Origin of the sequence: Fibrobacter sp. UWOV1 (assembly GCF_900142495.1) — a bacterium.
Classification (GTDB): Bacteria; Fibrobacterota; Fibrobacteria; order Fibrobacterales; family Fibrobacteraceae; genus Fibrobacter.
In genome coordinates this window covers 133,227-154,878 of record NZ_FRBA01000002.1, presented here as the reverse complement: position 1 = coordinate 154,878, position 21,652 = coordinate 133,227, and the positions used below count along the sequence as shown (strand labels likewise).

At 49.3% G+C, this 21,652-nt stretch carries 10 protein-coding genes; all 10 read right to left on the bottom strand.

The window, feature by feature from the left end; genetic code table 11:
• Positions 1-68 precede the first annotated feature (68 nt).
• Positions 69-1,730, bottom strand: a complete 1,662-nt coding sequence (locus tag BUC02_RS04395; protein WP_083564414.1) for a carbohydrate-binding protein — start codon at positions 1,728-1,730, stop codon at positions 69-71.
• A gap of 111 nt (positions 1,731-1,841) precedes the next feature.
• Positions 1,842-5,420 carry a fibro-slime domain-containing protein gene (locus BUC02_RS04390; protein ID WP_254794097.1) on the bottom strand — a complete coding sequence of 1,193 codons (3,579 nt, stop codon included), beginning with the start codon at positions 5,418-5,420 and terminating at the stop codon, positions 1,842-1,844.
• Between the two features lie 176 nt (positions 5,421-5,596).
• On the bottom strand, positions 5,597-8,281 hold the full coding sequence (locus BUC02_RS04385) for a beta-L-arabinofuranosidase domain-containing protein (protein WP_073319222.1): 2,685 nt from the start codon (positions 8,279-8,281) through the stop codon (positions 5,597-5,599).
• Between the two features lie 235 nt (positions 8,282-8,516).
• Positions 8,517-10,346: a carbohydrate-binding protein gene (locus tag BUC02_RS04380; protein ID WP_254794095.1), complete on the bottom strand. Its 1,830-nt coding sequence runs from the start codon at positions 10,344-10,346 to the stop codon at positions 8,517-8,519.
• A 160-nt stretch (positions 10,347-10,506) separates the two neighbouring features.
• On the bottom strand, positions 10,507-12,006 hold the full coding sequence (locus tag BUC02_RS04375) for a carbohydrate binding domain-containing protein (protein WP_073319219.1): 1,500 nt from the start codon (positions 12,004-12,006) through the stop codon (positions 10,507-10,509).
• 24 nt (positions 12,007-12,030) lie between these two features.
• On the bottom strand, positions 12,031-14,355 hold the full coding sequence (locus BUC02_RS04370) for a family 43 glycosylhydrolase (protein ID WP_073319216.1): 2,325 nt from the start codon (positions 14,353-14,355) through the stop codon (positions 12,031-12,033).
• A 260-nt stretch (positions 14,356-14,615) separates the two neighbouring features.
• Positions 14,616-16,274, bottom strand: a complete 1,659-nt coding sequence (locus BUC02_RS04365) for a sialate O-acetylesterase (protein ID WP_073319213.1) — start codon at positions 16,272-16,274, stop codon at positions 14,616-14,618.
• Positions 16,275-16,444: 170 nt separating this feature from the next.
• Complete coding sequence (locus tag BUC02_RS04360; protein WP_073319210.1) at positions 16,445-18,049, bottom strand: sialate O-acetylesterase; 1,605 nt, start codon at positions 18,047-18,049, stop codon at positions 16,445-16,447.
• A 337-nt stretch (positions 18,050-18,386) separates the two neighbouring features.
• A complete protein-coding gene (locus BUC02_RS04355) occupies positions 18,387-19,745 on the bottom strand; it encodes an SUMF1/EgtB/PvdO family nonheme iron enzyme (protein ID WP_073319207.1) in 1,359 nt (452 codons plus the stop codon).
• Complete coding sequence (locus BUC02_RS04350; protein WP_073319204.1) at positions 19,742-21,646, bottom strand: zinc metalloprotease; 1,905 nt, start codon at positions 21,644-21,646, stop codon at positions 19,742-19,744. The genes BUC02_RS04355 and BUC02_RS04350 overlap by 4 nt, the downstream gene beginning before the upstream one ends.
• Positions 21,647-21,652: the final 6 nt, after the last annotated feature.

Below are 21,652 nucleotides of genomic sequence, written 5' to 3'. Positions count from 1 at the left end.
CTTTTGCCATCAAAAAAAGAACTCCCTTTTCGGGAGTTCTCGTTGACAAGTTGTCAATGCCGAAACACTTATTTGATACGGTGTCCGGTCAAGTCAAAGCGCATGCCGTTCTTTTCGACAAAGAGCTTGCCGCCTTGTTTGCGCAGGCGCGGAGCCGCCTTAGAAACCGCTGCCGGAGCGATTGCGCGGATTCCTGTTTTGTCTTCACAAGTTTCTTTTTCGCAGAATTCTAGCCAGTCTACATTCACATAGCTGCCTGCAATGACAAGCCTTAGAATGTGTTCGCCAGCAGTAAGGTTAGCAGCTCCGATATCGATTTCTTTGTATACATTCCAGGTCGTGTCGACTTTGTCGATCGTAACGGTATCGAGAAGCACCTTGCCGTCGACAAGCAGCTGGATTTTCGAGGTCTCTGAAGCCGTCGCCACATTCGCGCGAACGCCGTACTTGCCATCGGCAGCGACTTTCACGCTGTATTCAAGCCACTCGCCCGCTTCGGTGTAACCAATCGCGTAACCCTTGCAAGCGTCACCATTGCAAGTCGCACCATCCAGGGTAACGACATCCACAGCGTCTTCGCGGTAGATTTCGCCCTTGTTGGTAGCATCCTTGTCATAGAAACTGAAGCGGTTGCCGCCCTTGTCGTAATTCTCGGCCTCGATTACGCCCGGAATCGCCGCAGGTTCGCCACTAAACGCCTCGCGCACGAGCGGAGTCGTCTCGACAGTGTCTGCCCAAGCCATTTTCATGCGGTCTACGCCCGACTGGTTCACGATTTCGAGCTTGATGTTTGCGCCTTCGCCGCTGCGCTTTGTCATACTGTACCAGTCACCATCACGCAACCCCGGCCAATAAAAGCTACCCATTTCCCATTCGCGCAACTGGTCGGACATGCCGCGAATGTAGGCCATAAAGTAATTCGTCGGAGTAGAATTATAGTCCATGTAGTCGTAATGCACGCCAGCCTTGTCGCCAGGGCTCATGGCGCCGCCCCATTCTGTACACACGGTGCGGTCAATGTACTTGCCCACCTTACCCTTGAAGCTGTTTTTCCAGCCCTGTTCGGTGGTAATGCTCATGTTCCAGAACGTGTATTCGTGCACCGCGAAAAGGCAACCTTCGAAGCGCGGGTCGTCGGCAATGTCGGGCACATTCCACGCAAGGCCCGAGCCGTCAAGCAGAATATGGTCGCGCGGCACATTCGGGAACTTGCTCAGCCACTGGGCGTACAGGTCGCGCAGTTCCGTTTTGCTGTACATGTGCGGCTCATTGAAAATTTCAAAATAGGCATTCGGGTGGTCGCCGTATTTTTCGACGATTTTTGCCCACATGCTCCACCAATCATTCATGTTCTTCGGGCCCGAAGGCTGTGCAGGGCCCCAATAGCCCATCACGATGCGGCCCTTGGAAAGACCCATGTCGATAACGCCCGTGTAGGTATCCCAGAACTTGAGAATCGTGGGTTCGTTCACCGGAATTCGCACGCTGTTGGTGCCGAAAAGCTCCTGGAACTGCCCGATAACGCGGTCTGCCACCACAGATGCCGACTGGTAATTATCCGAAAGGCTCATGCCCGAAAGCACAAGTATGTCAGAGACAAAATTGTCGCGTTTATCGGCCCAGTTCACCCCACGGAACTGACTTGTGACAGCGAAAGAATTCACTGCCGAGAGTGCGGTTGCAGCCAAAACGGAACAGGCAACACGCCTAATCTTAAAACCAAACTTCATAAGAACACCTTCCTTTTCCACCTTTCAAACAACCTGATTATAAATTACCTTTTGGGCACAAAAAAAGAACCCCCAAAAAGGAGATTCTATTGACATAATGTCAATGGGAAGTTAAAAACCCGATTTTCCGCGGCGTACGCCCCATAGGTAATCGTGCGTGCGGTGCACCGTATTCTTGCCGTCTACCACAATTTTGACTTCGAGGCGCGCAATATAGACGCCTGTACCCACCAATCGCCCGTTTTTGGAGCGCATGTTCCAGGCAAGGAACACTTTACCCTTGTTTTTGAGGCAGCCTTCGTCGCCGTACACTTCTTTGTCGGAACACTTAATAGAGCCCGACGTTCCGCCCACATACTGGCCAAATTGGCTAAAATAATGCGTGCGGTAGTAAAGTTCGACTGCATTGTCGGCCACAACCGTCTTTTCGCCGCTGCGGTATTCTTCGAGGTTGTATTCGGTCACATCGCCCCGCTTGATCGCCTCGACCAGTTTTTCGCTCACCCCCGCCTCGGCGAGTTCGGCATCCAGTTTTCCGCTGCGGATCAATTCGAACATGTCGCCCTGCGTTACCGTTGTAACGCCGCCTATGGTAATGGTCGTGTCGCGGCTTGCATCGATATTGGCTTCGGTCATGGTCGCAATCACGCCAAGTTCCTGTTCGCCCACAAAGGCCTTGTAGTTTTCTTCGGTAATGGAACCGTCCAAAATACCATTGATGGTCTGTTCGCTAAATCCGTACGACGTGTCTAACAGATTCACGCGGATATCGTTGAACAATTGCGCAAGCGCTTCTTGTTCGCTAATGCTTGTAATGGTCGTGTCGTAATCGGTTTCGCTCCCGATGCGCGATTTGATAAAGGCGTCAAGAGCATCGACCGCATTTTTCGTCTGTTCCACCATGATTTTTGCGATATCGAAATCAAGAAGCGACCCTTGCACGCCCAGGGAATCTGCTATCTGCTGGGCAGTCTGCGTTGTGCCCGTTATGAGTTTCGGCTGCGTTACGGAATTATTCTTGATAATGTCGTACGGATCTTCGCCAAGAGCGACAACGCCTGGATTTTCTACGCCGAGGTCTTGGTTTCCGGTAATTACGACCCACGGGTTTTCGGCATGCGGCGCATTGCCGACCAAATCACGTGCGGAGCCGCGAGGCGCAAAGCGGATCATGTCCCCGGCATTCGGGAGCACCGCATCCATTTCGCTTACGGCATAAACCAGCATCATTTGCGCGCCCAAACCGCTCTGCAATACAGGCTTTTCCGGCACCTGATTCGAACCCGAACGCACGCAGGTAAATTCGAACATTTCGGCAAAGGCCGCCCTCGATTCATCTGTAATCGCTTCGCTAAAGGTAATGTTCAAGATTCTGCTTCCGTCTTTGCTTTCGGTTTTCGAAGCCGCAAGAATAATGGGGCCAATGCCATCGCTTACCGGTTCATTTTCGATGTAGAAGTTGCTTACTTCGCCTTCGTTTTCGTAGGTGAACCAGTTGTTCAAAGTTCCCGTGTACGCACCAGACGCATCGCCCGTAAATTGCCTGCTGCCAAAGCCGCAAACGCTCTTGCTGCAACCTTCGCCGGTCATGTCTTCAGCCGTGATCACGATATCGGTTTCGTTTATCACCTTGAATTTCGATGTCGGTTGGAACGATTCGCCAAAGGTAAATTGGATCGAATCAAGTCGGCTATTGCCCATGATAGAGCGCTCGAAATGCACATACAAACTATCTGCACGGCCGTCACCGTTTCTATCTACCACAATGGCGCGTTCTACACGGGGTGCAGGCGGTTCGGCAAATTTCAAGTTACTCCACAACGAAACACCCGCTGCAGCGCCCTTGGCCGTAAGGTTCACGCCCGACACAGGGGAATTCGCATGTACGTAGAACGTGGCGCGACCGTTTTCGTCGAGAGTCACGGCATTGATTTTCTTGCCGCCCACCGTATCTAAAATATCGATATCCGGGTTCGAGAAAGAAAGGTTAATCTTGCGGTTGTAATTGTTGACCTTCGCCCATTCTTCAAAGAAGGTAATGTTCACCTGGTATGTCGCATACGCCCAGGGGCCAATTTGGGCGGTGTCGCCCGAAACCTCTTTACCAAGAATCGTCCAGTCTTCTTTTGCAAACGCGACACTCGGCACAGAATAAGAGGGCACCGTAATTTCGACCTTCACCATTTGACTCGGGTCCGCCTTGAGCGTGATCTCTAAAAAGTAATGGCCGGGGGCAAGCGCAAAGCTAGAAACAATCGCCGCAGAGTCAATGGAGAACGTAGAATCGCTCGTAATCTTGATGCCTTCGTAATGGGTGCCAATGCCCAGAATTTCTGGCCCTGCGAGGTTACCGCCCGTAAGCTTGAAGGTAGACACGCCACCGGTCGTATCGAGCTCGGTAGAATTTGCATCAAAGTTGCAAGAAAGCTTGTTCTTCTTGTTTATCTGCCAGACTTCGTAAGTGGTGCCGCCGTCACGATTGTCCGACGACAAGAAGATTGACGCATCGACCTGCAAATCGATCGAGGTACGCATGCGGAAATTCGAAGAGCCCGTATGGCGTTCCACATAGAAAATATGGAAGTCGTAGATTTTGCCGGGAACAAGCTTGTCGCCCGTATTCTGCCCGATGGTATCGAGATCCACAGCACCCGCTACCTGACCGTGCTGCCCGCCAATGTCTACCGCCAGGCGGTGGTCGATAAACACCCACACATCGTCGTCGCCGTAAAAATCAAAATACTGCCCCGGAACGTATTCAAACGTCGCCTGGATTTTTGCGGCATAGCCGAAGTTATGCTTTCCGATTTTTGTTCCCTTCAGTTGGTCGTAATAAGGGTTCGGAACCGTCTTCGCTTCGTCGAGAAATTCAAAATCGTCCAGCAAGAACATGCCGTCCGAATTGGCCTCGTTGCCTTTAGAAATCTGGTCTTTGGAAACTTCAGCAAGCCAGAATCCTTCGTCGTCCATAGACACGTAAAGGTCGCGGCAAGTCATGTTGGTATACTCGTTGCCTTCGTCGTCTTTGGCAATGACTTCGGGCAAGAACCAACTGTCGAGATGTTCCGTAATCTTGCATTTTTCGGGGAACGGGTCTGCGCGCACGGGGACTCCGTTTTCGCCGAGGTTGTATTCGACCATGCCTGTGACGGCCTTGTCCTTGCCGGAACATCCGCCCGAACCAAAGTCGGCACTGACTCCGTTTGCGGGGTCGCCATTTTTGCCGCTACCGTCGCCGTCGCCCTTGGTACCGTGCAGCCAGTCGTAAACGGTCACGGGAATTTTTTTGAGCGGACAATCGCCGAGTACGCCAGGGTAGCCCGAAAACTGCGCAGGAACATCGGTCTTGTAGCCCTGCACCCAAATGGTGTCCGAAAGTGCCGCCACGGAATCGAGCGAAATTTCGCCCGCGGTCATAGGTTCTTCAGTCACCATGCCCTCGGCGCCCACGTAATTCAGGCCAACGGTCTGCTTGAAGTAGACGTTGAAATTCTTTTCGGGAGCGTCGACGGTCGCCTTGAACCAACCGCAGTAATTGTCTAGCGCAGTCATTGTCGCAACGGAATCGCCGTTCATGAACAAGACTGCATTGGTATTCGACCACGGCGTAAAGAACATCACCGTCTTTTCTGCCGAGGCAACGCCTGTGCCCAAAGCGGCGGCCAAGACCGCCATTTTGAACTTATTCACCCAATTTACCATATATCCATCCCGGAGAACTTTTAAAATGTTCTCAAATTTTATATGGTAAATATAGCTCTATATTAGCAAAATATCCTAAATTAACTAAAATTTAACAGATTTAAACATAAAACCCAACATTTCGCAGAATTCATGTTCTCAAATTCCGCGAAATATTCTCAATTTTATCGGTTTTTCCTGAAAATCGTCGTGCCGTAGCTAAAGCCGTCGCGTTGGATCTTCAAAATGTACATGCCGTTTTGCATGTCGCCAAGGCCGATGCTGAAGCTGGATTGCCCCGCCGCAAGCGCCTGCGACTTTACCAAGCGACCGTTCATGCTGAAAATTCTGGCGGTATAGCCCTGCGAAAGCGCCGTACCGGCATCAATCTGCAATTCGCCGCCGTAAACGCGAGCCTTCAATTCGAGCGAAGACTTGACCTTGGCCACCACATTCTGCGGGGGTTCCGGCTTGGGCTTGTTGCGCAGCAGGCGCACACCGTAGAGGCCACCCACCATGTTGCCGGCACCCGCTTGGAACGTCACGCGGATTTCCTTTTTGCCCTTGACCATGGCATCGGGAATCGCATAGACTTCATTCACGAATTCCTTCTTGTTCCACTTGCCCTCGATGCTTTCGGTCGTGAGCTTTTCGCCGTCGATCATGATATCAAAGGTACGGGAGCAGCCTTCGTTGCCCCAATAGCGAACCATCAGGCTCAAGGAATCTTCGCTATTGGTTTCGAGCACGTAGCTGATCATGCCGCCGTCGCCCGCATTGCACTTGCCCGCGTCGCGGTAGAATTCACCGTTTGCCGTGCCGGAGGTCGTATTTTCGGTTTTCATCTGGTGATCCACTTCGGGTTGCTGCTCGCCAGGGGCCACCTTGTCAACCGTTTTCTCGTCGAGCGCCAGGGCTTCTTCCTGTTCCTTTTTCAGGCGTTCCAGAATCGAGGGGTCCGTAAGCACCATCCAGTACATCATGTAGCGCGCGTCATGCACCTCGTAGAAAGGCTCCAGAAGCAGGCTGCCGTCTTTCTTGTTCGCAAACAAGTACGGGGCCTTAAAGTGTAACGGTTCGCCCTTCACAGGTTCAAGCTTCGAGGGAATATCTTCTTTCTTGCTTGCAAGCATGGGGGCCTGATCAAGGGATTCGAGCGCGCCCGAGGCAATATGGCTCCAGCGACCGTCATCGGCCACGAGGCCGTTCAGGTTAGCGGTTCCCGTTTTTGCAGAAAGCACGATCGGGCCATGCAAAAGTGCCACGTAGTCAGACACGTTGGGCAATTCTTCGACATGCGTGTACATCGGGTAAAGTACTTCGATTACATCGCCAGTCTTCCAAGATTTTCCGGCCGACACGTAGCTCGAAGGGTCAGACTTTTTCACCACAGTGTCACCGTTGACGATCACCTTGAATTCGCCTTCCTTGACCCAGTACGGGTGACGAATCTGCATGTCGAAAGAGCCGGAGCCGGTAACGGTGAACTTGGAACTTTCACCCTTCGGGAATGCGGTCTCTTGCTTGATTTGCACGTTCTTGGCCTTCCAATTCAAGATGGATGCGGCAAAGAGGTTCACGTAAAGCTTGTCGCCGTCTTTGGTGTAAATAAACTGGTTGTACTTTGCCGGGTTTTCCATGCCCGAACCCACGCAGCACCACATGGCTGCATTCACCTTGGAATACACGCGGTAATGGCGGGGACGTGCAGGAGTGAAGTACACGTACCCGCCATGTTTTGGATGTATTGTGGATAAGATATGGTTAAAGAGCGCGCGTTCATAGAAATCCGCCTGCTTGGCGCTATGGTCCATATTGAACAGGCGTTCCGTCAACTTGAGCATGTTATAAGTATTGCAAGATTCCGGTCCTTCGCGTTCTTCGACAAACTTTTTATGGTTGTTGAGCGCCGGGAAATGTTCCGAAATGCTGTTACCGCCAATAGCGATACTGCGCTTGTTCACAACCGTCTGCCAAAAGAACTCGGAGCCTTTCTTGTACTTTTCATCGCCAGAGAGTTCCGCAATTCGCGCAAAACCGACGACTTTCGGCACCTGTGTATTCGCATGCACGTTCGTCAAGTTGTCATTGCCTTGCGACATCGGATTCAAAAGCCACTGGTGCGACCACTTCTTAGCCGCATTCAAATACTTCGTATCGTTCGTGAGCTTGTAGGCGTCGGCGTAAACTTCGGGCATGCCGCCGTGTTCAGTGCCGAGCATCTGCTGCATCTTGGAATCGTCAAGGCCGTTCGTAATCGTAATGCCCCAGTCGCAAAGAGCCAAGAACATGGTCTTAGCCTGTTCATAGCCTGCATAAATGTAGGCATCGCGGAGGCCCGCATAGAGCTTGTGGATATTGTACCACGGCACCCAATAGCCGTTCTGGGCACCGGCATTTCCGCTCTTCATGCTGAGCCACATCTTTTTGCCGTTGGGCACGCCGCTAATGTAGCCCTTGAAGTTGTTGTCCTTGGAATTCTGGTCCTGAATGGTTTTGAGTTCTTTCAAGACATATTCCAACCGTTCTTTAACCTGAATGTCGTCATTGTCGGCGTAATGCATCGCAAGTGCACTCAGGTAATGCCCGAGCACATGCCCGTCCAAACCAGCCCAGTTCGGGAACTTGGATGCTTTCGGCCGCATGCCCGCTTCTTCGTAGAACGGCGCCAGAAGGCGGTCCACGTCGTAACTCAGCAGGGTTTCTACGTTCAAGTCTTGGCGTTCTTTTAACGGACCGTCAAGCAGTTGAACTTCGTTCAACGCGAACATATCAGGATAAAGAACGTCTTGCGAATACCCTTGAGTGACGAGACCTCCTACCACAGCAAGGGTAACGCAAGCGATTTTTTTTGTATTGATTCCAAACATCTTATACCATCCTTTTTTAAACCAATTTATCCTTTATAAAATTATATCTTGCACCAACGATTTTCATCCCTTCAAAGCCAAATACCTTTGCAGAAATTTCAATAGTCAAAGATGTAATCAAGTCGCAAAAACGATGCCAACAAAACGCGACAACAACGCGAGTGAGACGTATGTAAAAAGCCCCGCTATCGCTAGCGGAGCCTCTCTTTCTTAGGAGTGATTTTGGAGTAGCAAATTACTTGATGCGGTGACCCGTCAGGTCAAAGCGCTTGCCGTTCTTTTCGATGAACATGGCATTGCCCTTCTTGAGGAGTCGCGGAGAATTGGTGTTGCGCACTGCCGCGGGAATTGACTTGCGCAAGCCCGTGGTATTGCAGGTTTCGCCCTCGCAGAACTCGATATAGTCAATGTCCATCCAGTCGCCGGTAACCGTGAAGCGGAGAATGTGTTCGCCTTCGGTCAGGCTGACCTTGGCTTCGACCGTATTGTATTCGTCATAGTTGTCTTCACCGGCGGTTGCTGCAGGCACTGCGATTTCTTCGGTAATGTCCTTGCCGTCCATAGAGAGCTTAAAGCTTGACGTGCTGTTGGCAGAGGCAACGGAGGCGTTCATGGCGTAAGTTCCGGTCTTTGCCACCTTCACGGTGTATTCAAGCCATTCGCCCGCCTGGTTGTAACCGACAATGATGCCAGACGCCTTCTTGTAAAGGTCGACTCCGGTACCCGGGCGATAGTCAGAATCGCCGTGGTTTTCGGTATCGCTTTCGTTATAGGTGGTATTGCCCTGGCCCACGCCGTTAATGTCGAAATCTTCGACTTCGATCTTGCCCGGAATAGCGAGAGCTTCGCCCTTGAACGGAGCGCGCGGAACCGGCTTTAAAACCAAGCGGAGGAGTGCCGAGCCGTGAGCCGGAAGTTCGATAGAAACGTGCGAAAGCGGGCCCAGATCCTTCTTTTTCCAGGCATCGCGAACTTCCACTTCGCCTTCTACGCCAATGTCTGCAAAGTTGCATTCCACAGTCTGAGTAGAGTTGTTGTTATTGAGGAGTGCCACGGCAAGGTCGCCATTCTTCAAGGGCTTGGTCCAAACCTGCTTACCCTGCTTGTCAGAGATGCGGTGGCCCTGAACGCCCAGGGAATCCTGGTTGATGGCAATCATGTCCTTGTTCAGGTAGAGTTCCTTAGTCTCGTTACTCATGCTGCGCACGTCAGAACTGATCATGATGGGAGCGGCCATAATAGACCACATCGTCATCTGGGAGCGTTGTTCTTCGTAAGAGAGGCCCCTGTTGCCCACTTCGAGCATGTCCGGGTCATTCCAGTGGCCGGGTTTTGCAATCTGCCAGTACTTGTTGTTGGCATCGATAATTTCGTAGACGCCGCGATACCAGGAGGTAGAAATCCATTCGGGGCCAATGTCGAAAGTGGTACGCCAGAGGTTGGCGATTTTCGGCATCCACTCCTTGTATTCCCACATGCAAATGCTGAACACGATGTCGCGTCCGGAATTGCGGAGGGCCTTGGACATGGCGGTGTAATCTTTTTCCTGGGTATTCGGGTCAGAATCGCAGTTGTCGTACTTCCAGTAGTCAACGCCCCATTCGGCGAGTTTCTTAGCATCCTGTTCTTCGTGACCGTTGGAACCGCTCTGGCTATCCCATTTGCTGTTGTAATGGTGGCAAGTACGTTTGCCGCGGTCGCCGTAAAGGCCGAACTTAAGGCCCTTCGCATGCACGTAATCGGCAATGGCCTTCATGCCACTCGGGAAGGTTTTCGGATTATTCTGGAGGTTACCCTGGGCATCGCGCTTGGTATCCATCCAGTTGTCGTCGAGGTTCAGGTAAATGTAGCCCGCGTCCTTCAAGCCAGAAGACACCATGGCATCGGCGATTTCCTGAATCTGTTTTTCGTTGATGTTTTCGTGGAATACGTTCCAGCTGTTCCACCCCAGCGGGGGTGTAAGCACCAAACTATCGGGATGCGCAAAGGCCTGAGAGGCCAAACCACAAAAAGCAAGGGCGATAGCCCCGCCGAACGAGTATTTTTTTAAGCCAAACATCTTCATCACTCCATGATGATATTTACACCTAAAAAAATATTCTTAAAAAAAGGGAAAACTCACCCAGAAAAGCAAAACGGCGTTGACTATTTGTCAATGCCGTTTGTCATATTATTTCTGAATTTAAGCGAATTTCAGCAATTTTTACCGATAAAAGCGACCGTTTTTATTTAACATGGAACAAGGTCTTTTTGCCGTTCTCGCTACGGAGCATGTAGACGCCCTTCCCGAATTTGGCCTTCAACAAAGTCTCCGTTTCCGTCGCATGGCGAATTTTTACCGTTCCGAGGCGTTTGCCGGAGAGGCTATATACCGCATATTCGGCGGTAGCAGCGACAACCGAGCCCATTTTCGGTGCAATGCCAGTCAATTCCGGATCCGTCGGGGCATCGATCTTTTTAAGCACCACATTATCCAAGGTGAGCGAGCCCGTCGCAGCGCCCGCATTAAAGCTCAAGCGGCTGTTGGTATCCGTTGCGGCTGTCATCTGGAAATTGAACTTGAAGTTCTTCACATCTGTTCCAATTTCAAAATTCTGCTTTTCCTTGAGGTAGCTCGCCCACGGGTCATTATGCTGTTCCACGTTGACTTCGAGCGTACGGGCAGCACTTGCACTGGCATCAAAACTGATTTCGTACCACTGGTCCTTTACAAGGCGCAAGTCGTGCTGGATCAGCTGCACCTGATAATTCTGTGTGCCGATTGCCGAAATATCGAGTTTGTACTTGCCATCTTTTGCATCGCCGCTGGCCTGAGCGTCACCATGCGTCTGCAAGTCCCAAGCCACGGCGCTCGAATCAAAGCCTCCGTTAAAGACTTCTTCGCGGTTCGTGGGAACGACAATCGCAGGGGTCGGCGGAGTAATGCTGGAACCGTCCAGCGAGTAGTTCTTCACAAAATTCCAGATTTCCACGCTTGTGTTCACGCTCACGGCTTCGTCCATGGAATACCAGTGGCCCTTGCCATCAATAGTCAGCAGGCGAACTTCGACGCCATCGGTGCAGCCGCTCCAGATTTCAAGCGATGCGGCAGAGCCCGGCTTGGTCGACGGATACGGCTTGATCTTCTGCGAATTGCTGGAGCATTTTTGCGCATTGACCCAGCCCTTCAAGGTATTCACGGTGCTGTTATAATTCACCACGTCGTCGGTGGTACCGTGCGTATGCATAATCGGCATGGCGCGCTTGGGAGAATTCACTCCACCTCCGCCCGAAACAGGCGCGATGGCCGCAATCTGGTCGCCCATCTTGTTTGCCACATGGTAGCTCATCATGCCGCCCATCGAGAAGCCTGAAACGTACACGCGGTTCTTGTCGATACCGTACTTGCTATACATCTCGTTGATGATGGCCTTGATAAAATTGATGTCTTTATTGCCACCGATGTCCCAGGCCTTATTTTCGCCGTTGGGGAACACCACCACAAAGCGCGCGGTATCGGCAATGGATTCCCACTTCGCCGCATTCTTCTGGTAGGGGGCATCTTGGTTCATGCCGTGCATTTGAATGATGAGCGGACGATTCTTTTCGATTCCCGACGGAGCATACACGAGCATGCTGCGGGATTTTCCGTCAACAGTTATGTTGTCAGCAACAGCATGACCCGTAAGCAGCGCAACACTTGCGAAGGCAAGCACCACCTTGCCCAAATTTTTCATACCAAACATCCTTCGCTCCTTTTTTACGGGTCCTTACTTCGTTACCGTAAAGCGATGAACCATCCCATTCTTCGCCCTAATCAGGTACACGCCCTTTTCCGAAACCATAGCGCGCACCTTAGACTGAGCCTCGCTTGCACTTGTCGCAAACACGGAGCCCACAAAGTTTCCGTTCAGGCCATATACGCGGTAAACCTGTTCGGCCTGCACATCGTAGCGCACTGCATTTGCGATACCCGTCGGATCAATCGGTTCCGGGTCCGTAGCGTTTGCGCCCTTCACGAATGTGAAGTAGTCAATATCGAGCCAAGCGCCAGTAACCGTAAAGCGGAGCACATGTTCGCCAGCAGGGAGCGTTACATTGGCCTTCACCTTGTTGTAATCGTCGTAATTCTCTTCGCCGGAGCTTGCTGCCGGCACCGCGATTTCTTCGGTAATGTCCTTGCCATCCAAGGAGAGCTTGAAGCTCGAGGTAGAGCCAGCCGCAGCAACAGCCGCGAACATGGTGTAATCACCTGCATCCTTTACGTTCACGGTGTATTCGAGCCAGTCGCCTTCGCTGTTGTAGCCCACAATGACGCCGGTCGCCTTCTTGTAAAGGTCAACGCCCGTGCCCTTGCGGTAATCGCTATCGCCGTGGTTTTCGGAATCGGCGTCATAGTAAGAGGTGCCATCTTTACCCTTGCCCGGAACGTCGAAGTTTTCTGCTTCGATCTTGCCCGGGAGCGCAACGGCAGGGCAATTTTCACCAGCAGCGCAGAACGGAGTCTGCGGAACAGGTTCAGAGCCAGCGCCATCGAGATAAATTTCATCGTTCACGTCGGTACCGACCTTGAACCAATCAAAGTCTGCGTAACCACCGGCCTGCTTGGTCGCAAAGTTGAAGAGGCCCCAACGCACGCCCACGAACATGTGCAAGTCGTAATTGAGCTTTACGTCGCTACCAATCTTTGTCCAGGTATTGCCATCGGTACTGTAATAGAAGTATGCGGTACCGCGGTCAATCGGCAAGTCAAAATCGATACGCAAGTAAACCTTGGAACCCGAAATGGCCTTGCTATCCTTCAGGCTTTCACCGTCCTTGTTTCCAGTGTACATCACCACCTTGTAGCTACCGTTTTCCTTTGCGAGAGCCACAAAGCCCTTGTCATCCTGCAAGGCCACGAGACCCGCAATATCGCCATCCTTCATACCCTTGCCATCCACAAGCGTACGGCCAGAACTCTTTGGGCCAAAGGAACGCTGGGTAATCGTATTCTTTGCATTCACGACGCGGCTATCGGTGCGGCCTGTTGTAATGCGGAAGTAACCCGGATTTGCAGACAAGCTCCAATTCTTGTTGTCGGGGTTATGGTTAAACTGCCATTCGAGAGCCAGTTCGCCAGATTCAAAGTCGTCGCTGGTGACCATGCCATAGCCCGGAAGCGGAGATTCCGGCAAGTCGATTGTCGAAGGAGCCTTGGAGCCGCTCGTGGGCACGGGCCAGCCATCCTTCCATTCCATCGGGACCAAGTGCGACATACGACCAACCGGACCGGAATCGCGGAACAAAAGCGCATACCACTTGCCATCGGGAGTATCGAAAATGCCACCCTGCGCAACACCGTTATCAGAGAGGAAAACTCTTCCTGTATATCCGCTCAAGAGGTTCTTAGAACGGTAAACCACTTCGGTACGGCAGGAACCGTTCGGCCAAGAAATCGTGAACAGATAGTATTCGCCGTTTACCTTTTCCATGTGCGAGCCTTCCTGCTGCACGATATAGCTGCTCTTGCCGGTCGCCTGGTTCACGCTCACGCCGCCAAGCTTACCGCTACGGCCACCAGCCTTCACGCCGCTAGCATCATCGTTCAACTGCACGTAGCTAATCTGGTCACCACTGCCGTAGAACACCCACACGGTGCCATCGTCATCAAAGAACAAAGAAGGGTCATGGTAGAACGGGAGCTGCACTTCGGACCATGGGCCGTTTTCAACGTCGGCGGTTTTGTACAAATGAGTTTTGCCCGTCGTGTAAGACGGGGTCAGCACGTAGAAAAATCCCTTGTGGTAGCGGATGCTCGATGCCCAGGAACCCTTACCGTAGGCATCCTTGCCGCCATTCAAATTCTGCTGGTCATTGTTGGCAAGCGTCTGGTAGGCATAACCCACAGTGCGCCACTGCGCCAAATCCGTGCTCTTGAAAACCGGCACACCCGGCGCAAAGTGCATGGTCGTCGTGACCATGTAATAGGCATCGTCAACGCGGACAATCGAGGGGTCCGGGCTATCGACGTACATAATCGGGTTATTGACTGTTACAGCGTAAACTGCACAAGAACTAGCGAGGGCAATGCCCAAACTTTTAAACCATCCCATGTTAGTACTCCTTTTGTGGGCGCACCACCGCCCATGTAAATTTCTTCATAGTAAAATTACCCTAAAAAAGGCCCTTTTTACCATTCCCGCGCACATTATCCTTTGACAAATTGTCAATCCTTTTCGCCAATAAAATGAAAAACACCCCTTATTCAGGGGTGCAAAACAAAGAGAGAGAGTTTAAGTCCTAACCGTAAAGGAATCCGAGCACGACCGCGACTACCGAGAAAAACGCAATCTGCTTGATAATTGTAATTTCATTACTTTTCATAAGTCACCACCTTTTGTTTGATGCCCATCTTGCTTGCAGAGCGAACCAAATACACTCCCTGACGAATACCCTTGACACCGCCCTTGACCATGCGGACTGCAGCATCCATGCCAGAGGCCTTGAAGCTAGCCACATGCTTGCCCTGCATATCGAACAGGTTAAAATTGCTTTCGGCTTCGGTCATGTTCAAGTGAATTGCACCAATCTTGCTCGGAGGTTCGTCATTCTTGGCGGCCTTGAATTCAACATAGTCAATGTCTATCCAGTCGTTCGTGATTTCGAGTTTCAGTTCGTGTTCGCCCGCCTTCAGGCTAGCCTTGCCGCCGCTTACAACTTCGAACGAATCAAAGCCGTTTCCGGCATTGACCATCTCGGTACCGATAGGCTGGTCATCCATATAAAGCGTCAAGCTACCGGTTCCGTTCTCGCCCGCCACGTTGGCAGAAATCTCGTATTCGCCGTCGGCGGCCACGTTCACGGTGTACTTGAGCCATTCGCCCTTCTGGCAGTGGCCCACGACAATGCCCATGTTCGGCTGATAAATATCCACATCGTCCTTACGAAGCTTGCCGCCTTCGTTGCCCTTGCTCAAATCGTAATAAGCCTTGTCGGCACCGCCCTTGTTGTAGTTCTCAGCTTGCACCTTGCCCGGGATTTCAATCGGGTCGGTGTAGGGGCCATATTCCTCGGGCGGTTCGTCAGGAACCGTAGACTGGCTCGGGTCCACCAGGTTTACCGGCGGAGCATCCGGATCAATCGTCTTGTCAATAAGTTTGAGCATCTCTGAGCAGTAGCGCTTGCCGAGTTCAATCACGCCTGCGCGCCCAAAGTGGTACGGGTCCTTGCCGTTACCCTGCAAGCCCTTGGAAGAGGCAAGCCCGAACTTCTTAAAATTCTGCTTGAGTTGCGCAATGCCGCTGTTCTTGCTAGAGCAGCAGTTGTTGCCTTCCTGCAGCAGTTCGCCCGCCACAAACGGCACTTCATTTTCGTCCAAGCCAAGCGCATCAATCACGTCCTTGTAGGTCTTGTAAACGGTCTTGCGCCAGTTAGCATCAGTGCCGTCACTTTCGCCCTGGTGGAAGATGAAGCCCTTGATGACGCCCACTTCCTTAGCCTTCTTGGCGAGTTCCAGAATGCGTCCCGGAGGATTGTTGTCGTAATCCTTGGGCCAGCCCCAGCTCATGATGTCCTTGCCGTCGCCCTTGAAATAGCTTTCGTACTGGTCCTTGTCGAAGGCGCGGATGCTCACCGCACCGATAGCGACCGGAATAATACCCACGGTAACGCCCGGCAGGGAATCCACCATAGCGCGGCCGAAGTAGTCTGCCGGAGAAAGGTTTTCAAAGGGGTGGAACATCGGGGGAATCGCGGTGTACCATTCGCCCGTCTTGATAGACTGATTCGTCTTGCCGCTGCGCTGGCTCGCGTTTGCGTTATGCGAGGCGAGCATCAGGAACTTTTCCTTGTACTTGTCCTGGTCTTCGGAAGGGACGATATCGCCGTTACCGGCCATGTTCGACTGGCCGTAAGCGATATAAATATGGAAATTGGGGTTCGGCGCCGCACTGGCAAGCGACGCAAGCATCATGAGCCCGCCAACAAGCCACAGGGCCGGGGTTAAAAATTCAGAGACTTTTTTAAGGTCCATAACACACTCCTTATGCAATACTCTAAAATTATCCTCAAAAAACGCCGATTTCACGCGAAAAACGCCAAGATTTATGGATAAATAGTCAACAAAAGGTAATGAAAAATAAACAAGAAACCCGCCTTTTTAGGCGGGTCTCAGCATTCAATTCTTAAAATCATCCAAAATGCCTATTTTGCCACCTGAATCATCATCGTGCGGCCGTTCATAGACTTCGCCATGTAGGATCCGCCACGCTTGACCAGGTTAGCGGCATTCTTGCGGAGTTCCGCCTTGCCCGTCGCACGGACCACGCCAAGATAGGTACCGTTCATGTCGAAAAGGCGGAAGTTTTCGGCTTCGGTCGGCATGTTCAGACGCACGTCGGCAATCTTTGTGTTGCAATCGGCACAAGGTGCTTCGCAACCATCGCAAGGATCCTGCTCCGTCGAGAAACTGATGTAGTCGATATCAAAGTATTGCTGCGTCACATCCATGCGCAGGATATGCTTACCGGCCGGGAGAGTCACCTTCTGCTTGACTTCGGTGAAATCATCGTAGCTAGAACCCGTGACCGTAAATTCGCCAATGGACTTGCCGTCGATAGAAAGCGTAAAGGCGCCTTCACCTTCGGTAGCGACAGAAGCGGCAGCGGTGTAATCGCCAGCTTCGGCAACATTGACCGTCCATTCGAGCCAGTCGCCGGTAGTGTTGTAACCGGCGGCAATTCCGGTAGCCTTCTTGTAAAGGTCTACGCCGGTATCCTTGCGGTAGTCGGAATCGCCGTGGTTTTCGCTATCGTCGCTGTAAGAATCGTTGGTGGTACCGTCTTCGTTCCGGCCCTTACCCGGAATATCGAAATCTTCGACCTCAATCTTGCCCGGAATCGCAAGAGCTTCTCCCTTGAACGGAGTCTGCGGTTCAGGATCCACCGGAGTCACATTCACCAGTTTCAGCATTTCCTGGGCGTAACGCTGCCCCATGCCGCGGTAGCCTTCTACGGTAAAGTGGAGGCCGTCGCCCTTACTTCCGTAGCCCTTGGAGCTTGCCACGCCAAAGTTGACGATGTACTTGGAAAGATTGTGCACGCGGCTGTTAAAGCCCGCGCAAGAACCGCCGTCCACCATTTCGCCGGCGACAAACGGGGTTTCTTCGGCTTTAAGGCCCAGCTGCGCGAGCATGTATTCGTAAGTCTTCTTGACAATCTGTTCCCAGTTGCTCATGCCGCCATCGGTTTCGCCCTGGTGGAAAATGATACCCTTGATAACGCCCTTTTCCTGGGCCTTTTTCGCGACTTCGATGATTCGGCCCATAGCGTTACCGTCGTTACCGTAAGCCTTCACGCCGCTCTGGAGCCAATCAGCAGCAGATGCAATATAGGCCTTGTAGTCATCGGGGTCGAACAAGCGGATACTCGTGCCACCCTGCGCCACCGGAATAATACCGATTGTCACATCGGGCAAGGAGTCTGCCATGTGGCGGCCAAACCAGTCTGCCGGAGAAAGGCCCTGGTTGCACTTGAACATCGGAGGCACTGCCGGGTACATCTCGCCCACCGTCGGGCGACCAAGGTTACTGCAAGACGTCGTTGCGAACATCTTTACGCGAGGATGTTCCTTGCCATCGACATTCTTGTCGAAGTTTGTCGCGTTGCCTTCCATGTTGGACTGGCCATACGCAATGTAAATGTGGAAGTTCGGGTCCGGTGCTGCGTTTGCAACTGTTGCAAGCATCATCAGCCCACCCGCAAGCCAAAGGGCTGGGGTCAAAAACTCGGAAATCTTCTTGATATCCATTTCACACTCCTTTTGCAATACTCTAAAATTACCCTCAAATCGCCCAAATCATCAAAAAAAGGCTCGTTTTTCTATGGACAAACCGTCAACAAACGAAAAATCCCGGAAACAATCCGGGATATTTACTTTTTTATAGGGGGAAGACTCCCCCTGGTTCGCACTGCGTTGCTCTCCACCCCTTCGAAGCGGGCTTCAAACGCCAGCCCGCAACACCCGGCTTGCCTCGCCCACCCGCCCTAAAGTTCTCCAAAATAAAAATTACGCAGTTTTACCAAGAACTGCGGAACCTTTGAAATTTAGGGAAAACTATTTTTGAATTGTTGTAGCCTTTCTAGAACTACTTAATTTGACGAACAAGGCGCAATCCTTGGTACAACTTGCTTGCAAAACCATCATCATCACAGTGATTTCTTACATTTAATTCTTCAAAAGATGATGTTAAAAAGCCTCCTTTACAAGAGGAAACCTCATTATGGAATAAACTTTTGCCTGGTAACATTACTCTTTCACAAACAAGTCCTAGCATATCGTACAAGCCGTAATCATTGGGCTTTAACATTCCCACAGGGCGAGATCTTTGTTTCCACAGGCCGCATGAATGTTTTAAAATGATTTGATTTTCAAATTTAGTGCTATCCAAAGTTGAATAAAAATCATCACTTTCCCGAATACCAAACCAAGCATATTGTGCTTTTCTTGTAGAATCATTTAAGTTTCCTTCTCCATACGTTCCCGCACTACCTCTAGACAATGCAGTCCATTCATCGTAATACGGTAAACGATAGCCATCAGCATTCTTGTCAATCATCACATTTATATTTTCTGCAACATTAACAAAAAAACTTGTTCCATCAATATTAAACGATCCGTCTTTGTTGTCAAAAGATTTTTTTTGCGATTCCGTTTTTTTTAAGGAATATACTGGCTTAAAACCATCTCGTAAACTCCTAACATTTGCATATAGAAATGCATGATACAAGTGAATACGCGTTGCTGCAGAATCGTGAGCATCGCATTTTCCACTTTTTTTCATATTTTTTTTCTTTTCGATCCAAAAATTATTGTTGTCATCTAAATTTTTATTTTCTTGTGCAGGAATCGAATCCCACAAAGCTTGGACGAATTCACACTCTGTAACCTTATATTTATCAACAGCAAGAATTTTATCTATACGCTCATGCCTTACGGGATCATTATAGATGCAATTGCCAGATCTCGTTCGTGAACAGTGCAAATCAGTTCCGATTAAGTGTTCTTGAGTCGACAAATCAATATATTTCATTCCCACAAGAAGATTGAAAGTGAAAACATTGCCTATTTGCGTCACATATTGAATACGGTTTGATTTTACAAGATTCCCTGAATTTAGCAAAATGCAGTTTTCTTTCTTTTTCACAAAAATGTTTGGCGACTTCCAAAAGCCATCACGTACATCATCAATGCAAATTGTGTAATCTTTATTTTTTTCCATTTCAAGCCACGAAATAGAATCTTTTAAAGAAACATAAAGAGAATCTTGAATAGCGTAAACAGAGTTTGTGCTATAATCTTTTTGTATGTGTTTAGTTTTAACTAAAGCCTTAGGACCTTTAGTTCGTTTAATGTTATCTACTTTTGAACCATCAACTTCATATAGGTTTGTTGTTGCAAACGTAATAGAAGATATTATTGATATATAAATGAATATTTTTTTCATAATGTGTTACAATCCTTGCTGGAACGAATGCAGTCCCATTGACGCTCTGTTACAAAAATACGGTTTCCACTTTTATCCTTGTAATACAACTGCATATTTTCTCCTGTTGGGGTAATAAGCAGAGATCTGTGTCTAATGCGTTTTCCCGTTGGAATTTTATAGGACATGACATTCGATTCGTTAAAAGCAAATGATGCTTTTAAATCTGCTTTTTTATAATTTTCAGGGATTGTCGGATCGTCTGGAGCCATATATAAATCCGTGAGTCCAAAGGTGTGTCCAATTTCATGAACTATCGTATTATATGAAGCGGTCCCATCTAAATGTGTAGCAAATGCAATGCCGCCAATTACTTCAAATGGCGAAACATCATTAGTAAACGATTGAGTTATTTGTGCAGCAAATCCTTGTGAAGGATCGTAGTTAGGATCAGGTATAAAAGGGAGAACGTCAGCAACAATATTGTAATATTTACTTTTTTCTAAAATTTTTCCAACTTTGGCTACAAATTCACCATCGCCGGTGGGACGCTGAAATTCAAGATATGTCTTGGAACCCACCGTTTCTCCATCACGAATGATTTCAACTTGCAATTTTTTTTCAGTTTCCATCATATCAAGTGCTTCGTTAAATACGGCATAATTGTTGAGTACTACAATATCGTCATTTCTGCCTTGTACTCTCCATAAAAGGCGCATTCGATTTATTGCTAAAGCTAAATGTTTCGATTCAAATGTTTTTTGCGCTTTCTTTTTGTCTTCTAAGGCAAAATCAAAATTAGTCCATAAATTCCAGCATTCCTCACTACCGCATTCTACAGCATAATTGGTTCTATAAAATTCCTCTCCAGTGATTTTTTTATTAACCAAACTTGTTGATTCAGTAAATTTACACACATCACTATGATTTACGCAATAATCGTCAACCAAATTAGCATAAGCCTTATCAAATTTTTGTTTTTCCTTTGCAAAACCATATTTTTCCGAATTTTCAATCCGATTAGCTAAAGAGGATATAATTGGGTTGTCGTCTGATATTGTCGCATTCATTGATTCCGTTAAATCAATTGTAAAATTTTCATCAAGACCTATGTAATCGGGATTATGCTTCGTGAAACCCGTTTTTCCCGCACTTACAACTGCTTGAGCCATGATTTCATTGAATCTAACCTCAACCATTCTTTTTGTGTAACACCCATTAACACCATTCTTCATACATCCAGGTTCACTTTCATCTCCAAACTCAACGTAGTCAATTTGTTTTGTTTTTTCGTCATAAGCTATAATATGCAAGTATCTTTGCCTGTCTTCGTAATCTTTTGTTTTACTATTATAATGGTAGACTCCGTAATCTCCCGCAGGAAGTTTTATGTCTTTTGCACAAAATCTATCAGTAATTTCATCAGCATCTGAACACACGTCGGAGCCTTTTTTTAAAACCCGACTATCATCTATCTTTCCATCAGAAATATTTATAAAGCGATATTTGTCTTTTTCATTTTTATCAACTCTAATAGTTACATATGTTTCTTCACCTCTTTTTACAGACATGTATACATCCCTTCCACGAGCAACAGCATCGCTGCATTTGCTACAAATGGCATATGGATCCATGTCAAATCCGTATTTATGTCGATGAGACTCATTTTGGGGTTCAAGATACCACGCAATGGTTTCGGACCAATGATAATCTATAACATCACCATCATTAAAAGAACTTGACAAATAATCATTAAAGTAATCTGGCAACTCATGAAATATAGTTAAATCTGAACAACTTGGATTATTCGGGTCTTCCTTACAAAGAGATGTCAACACATCATCTTTGGCGGAACCATCATCGTCGCAAGCTTGTAAAATAAAAACGCAGAGTGACGAAAAAAAGAATTTCAAAATTTTCATAATCGA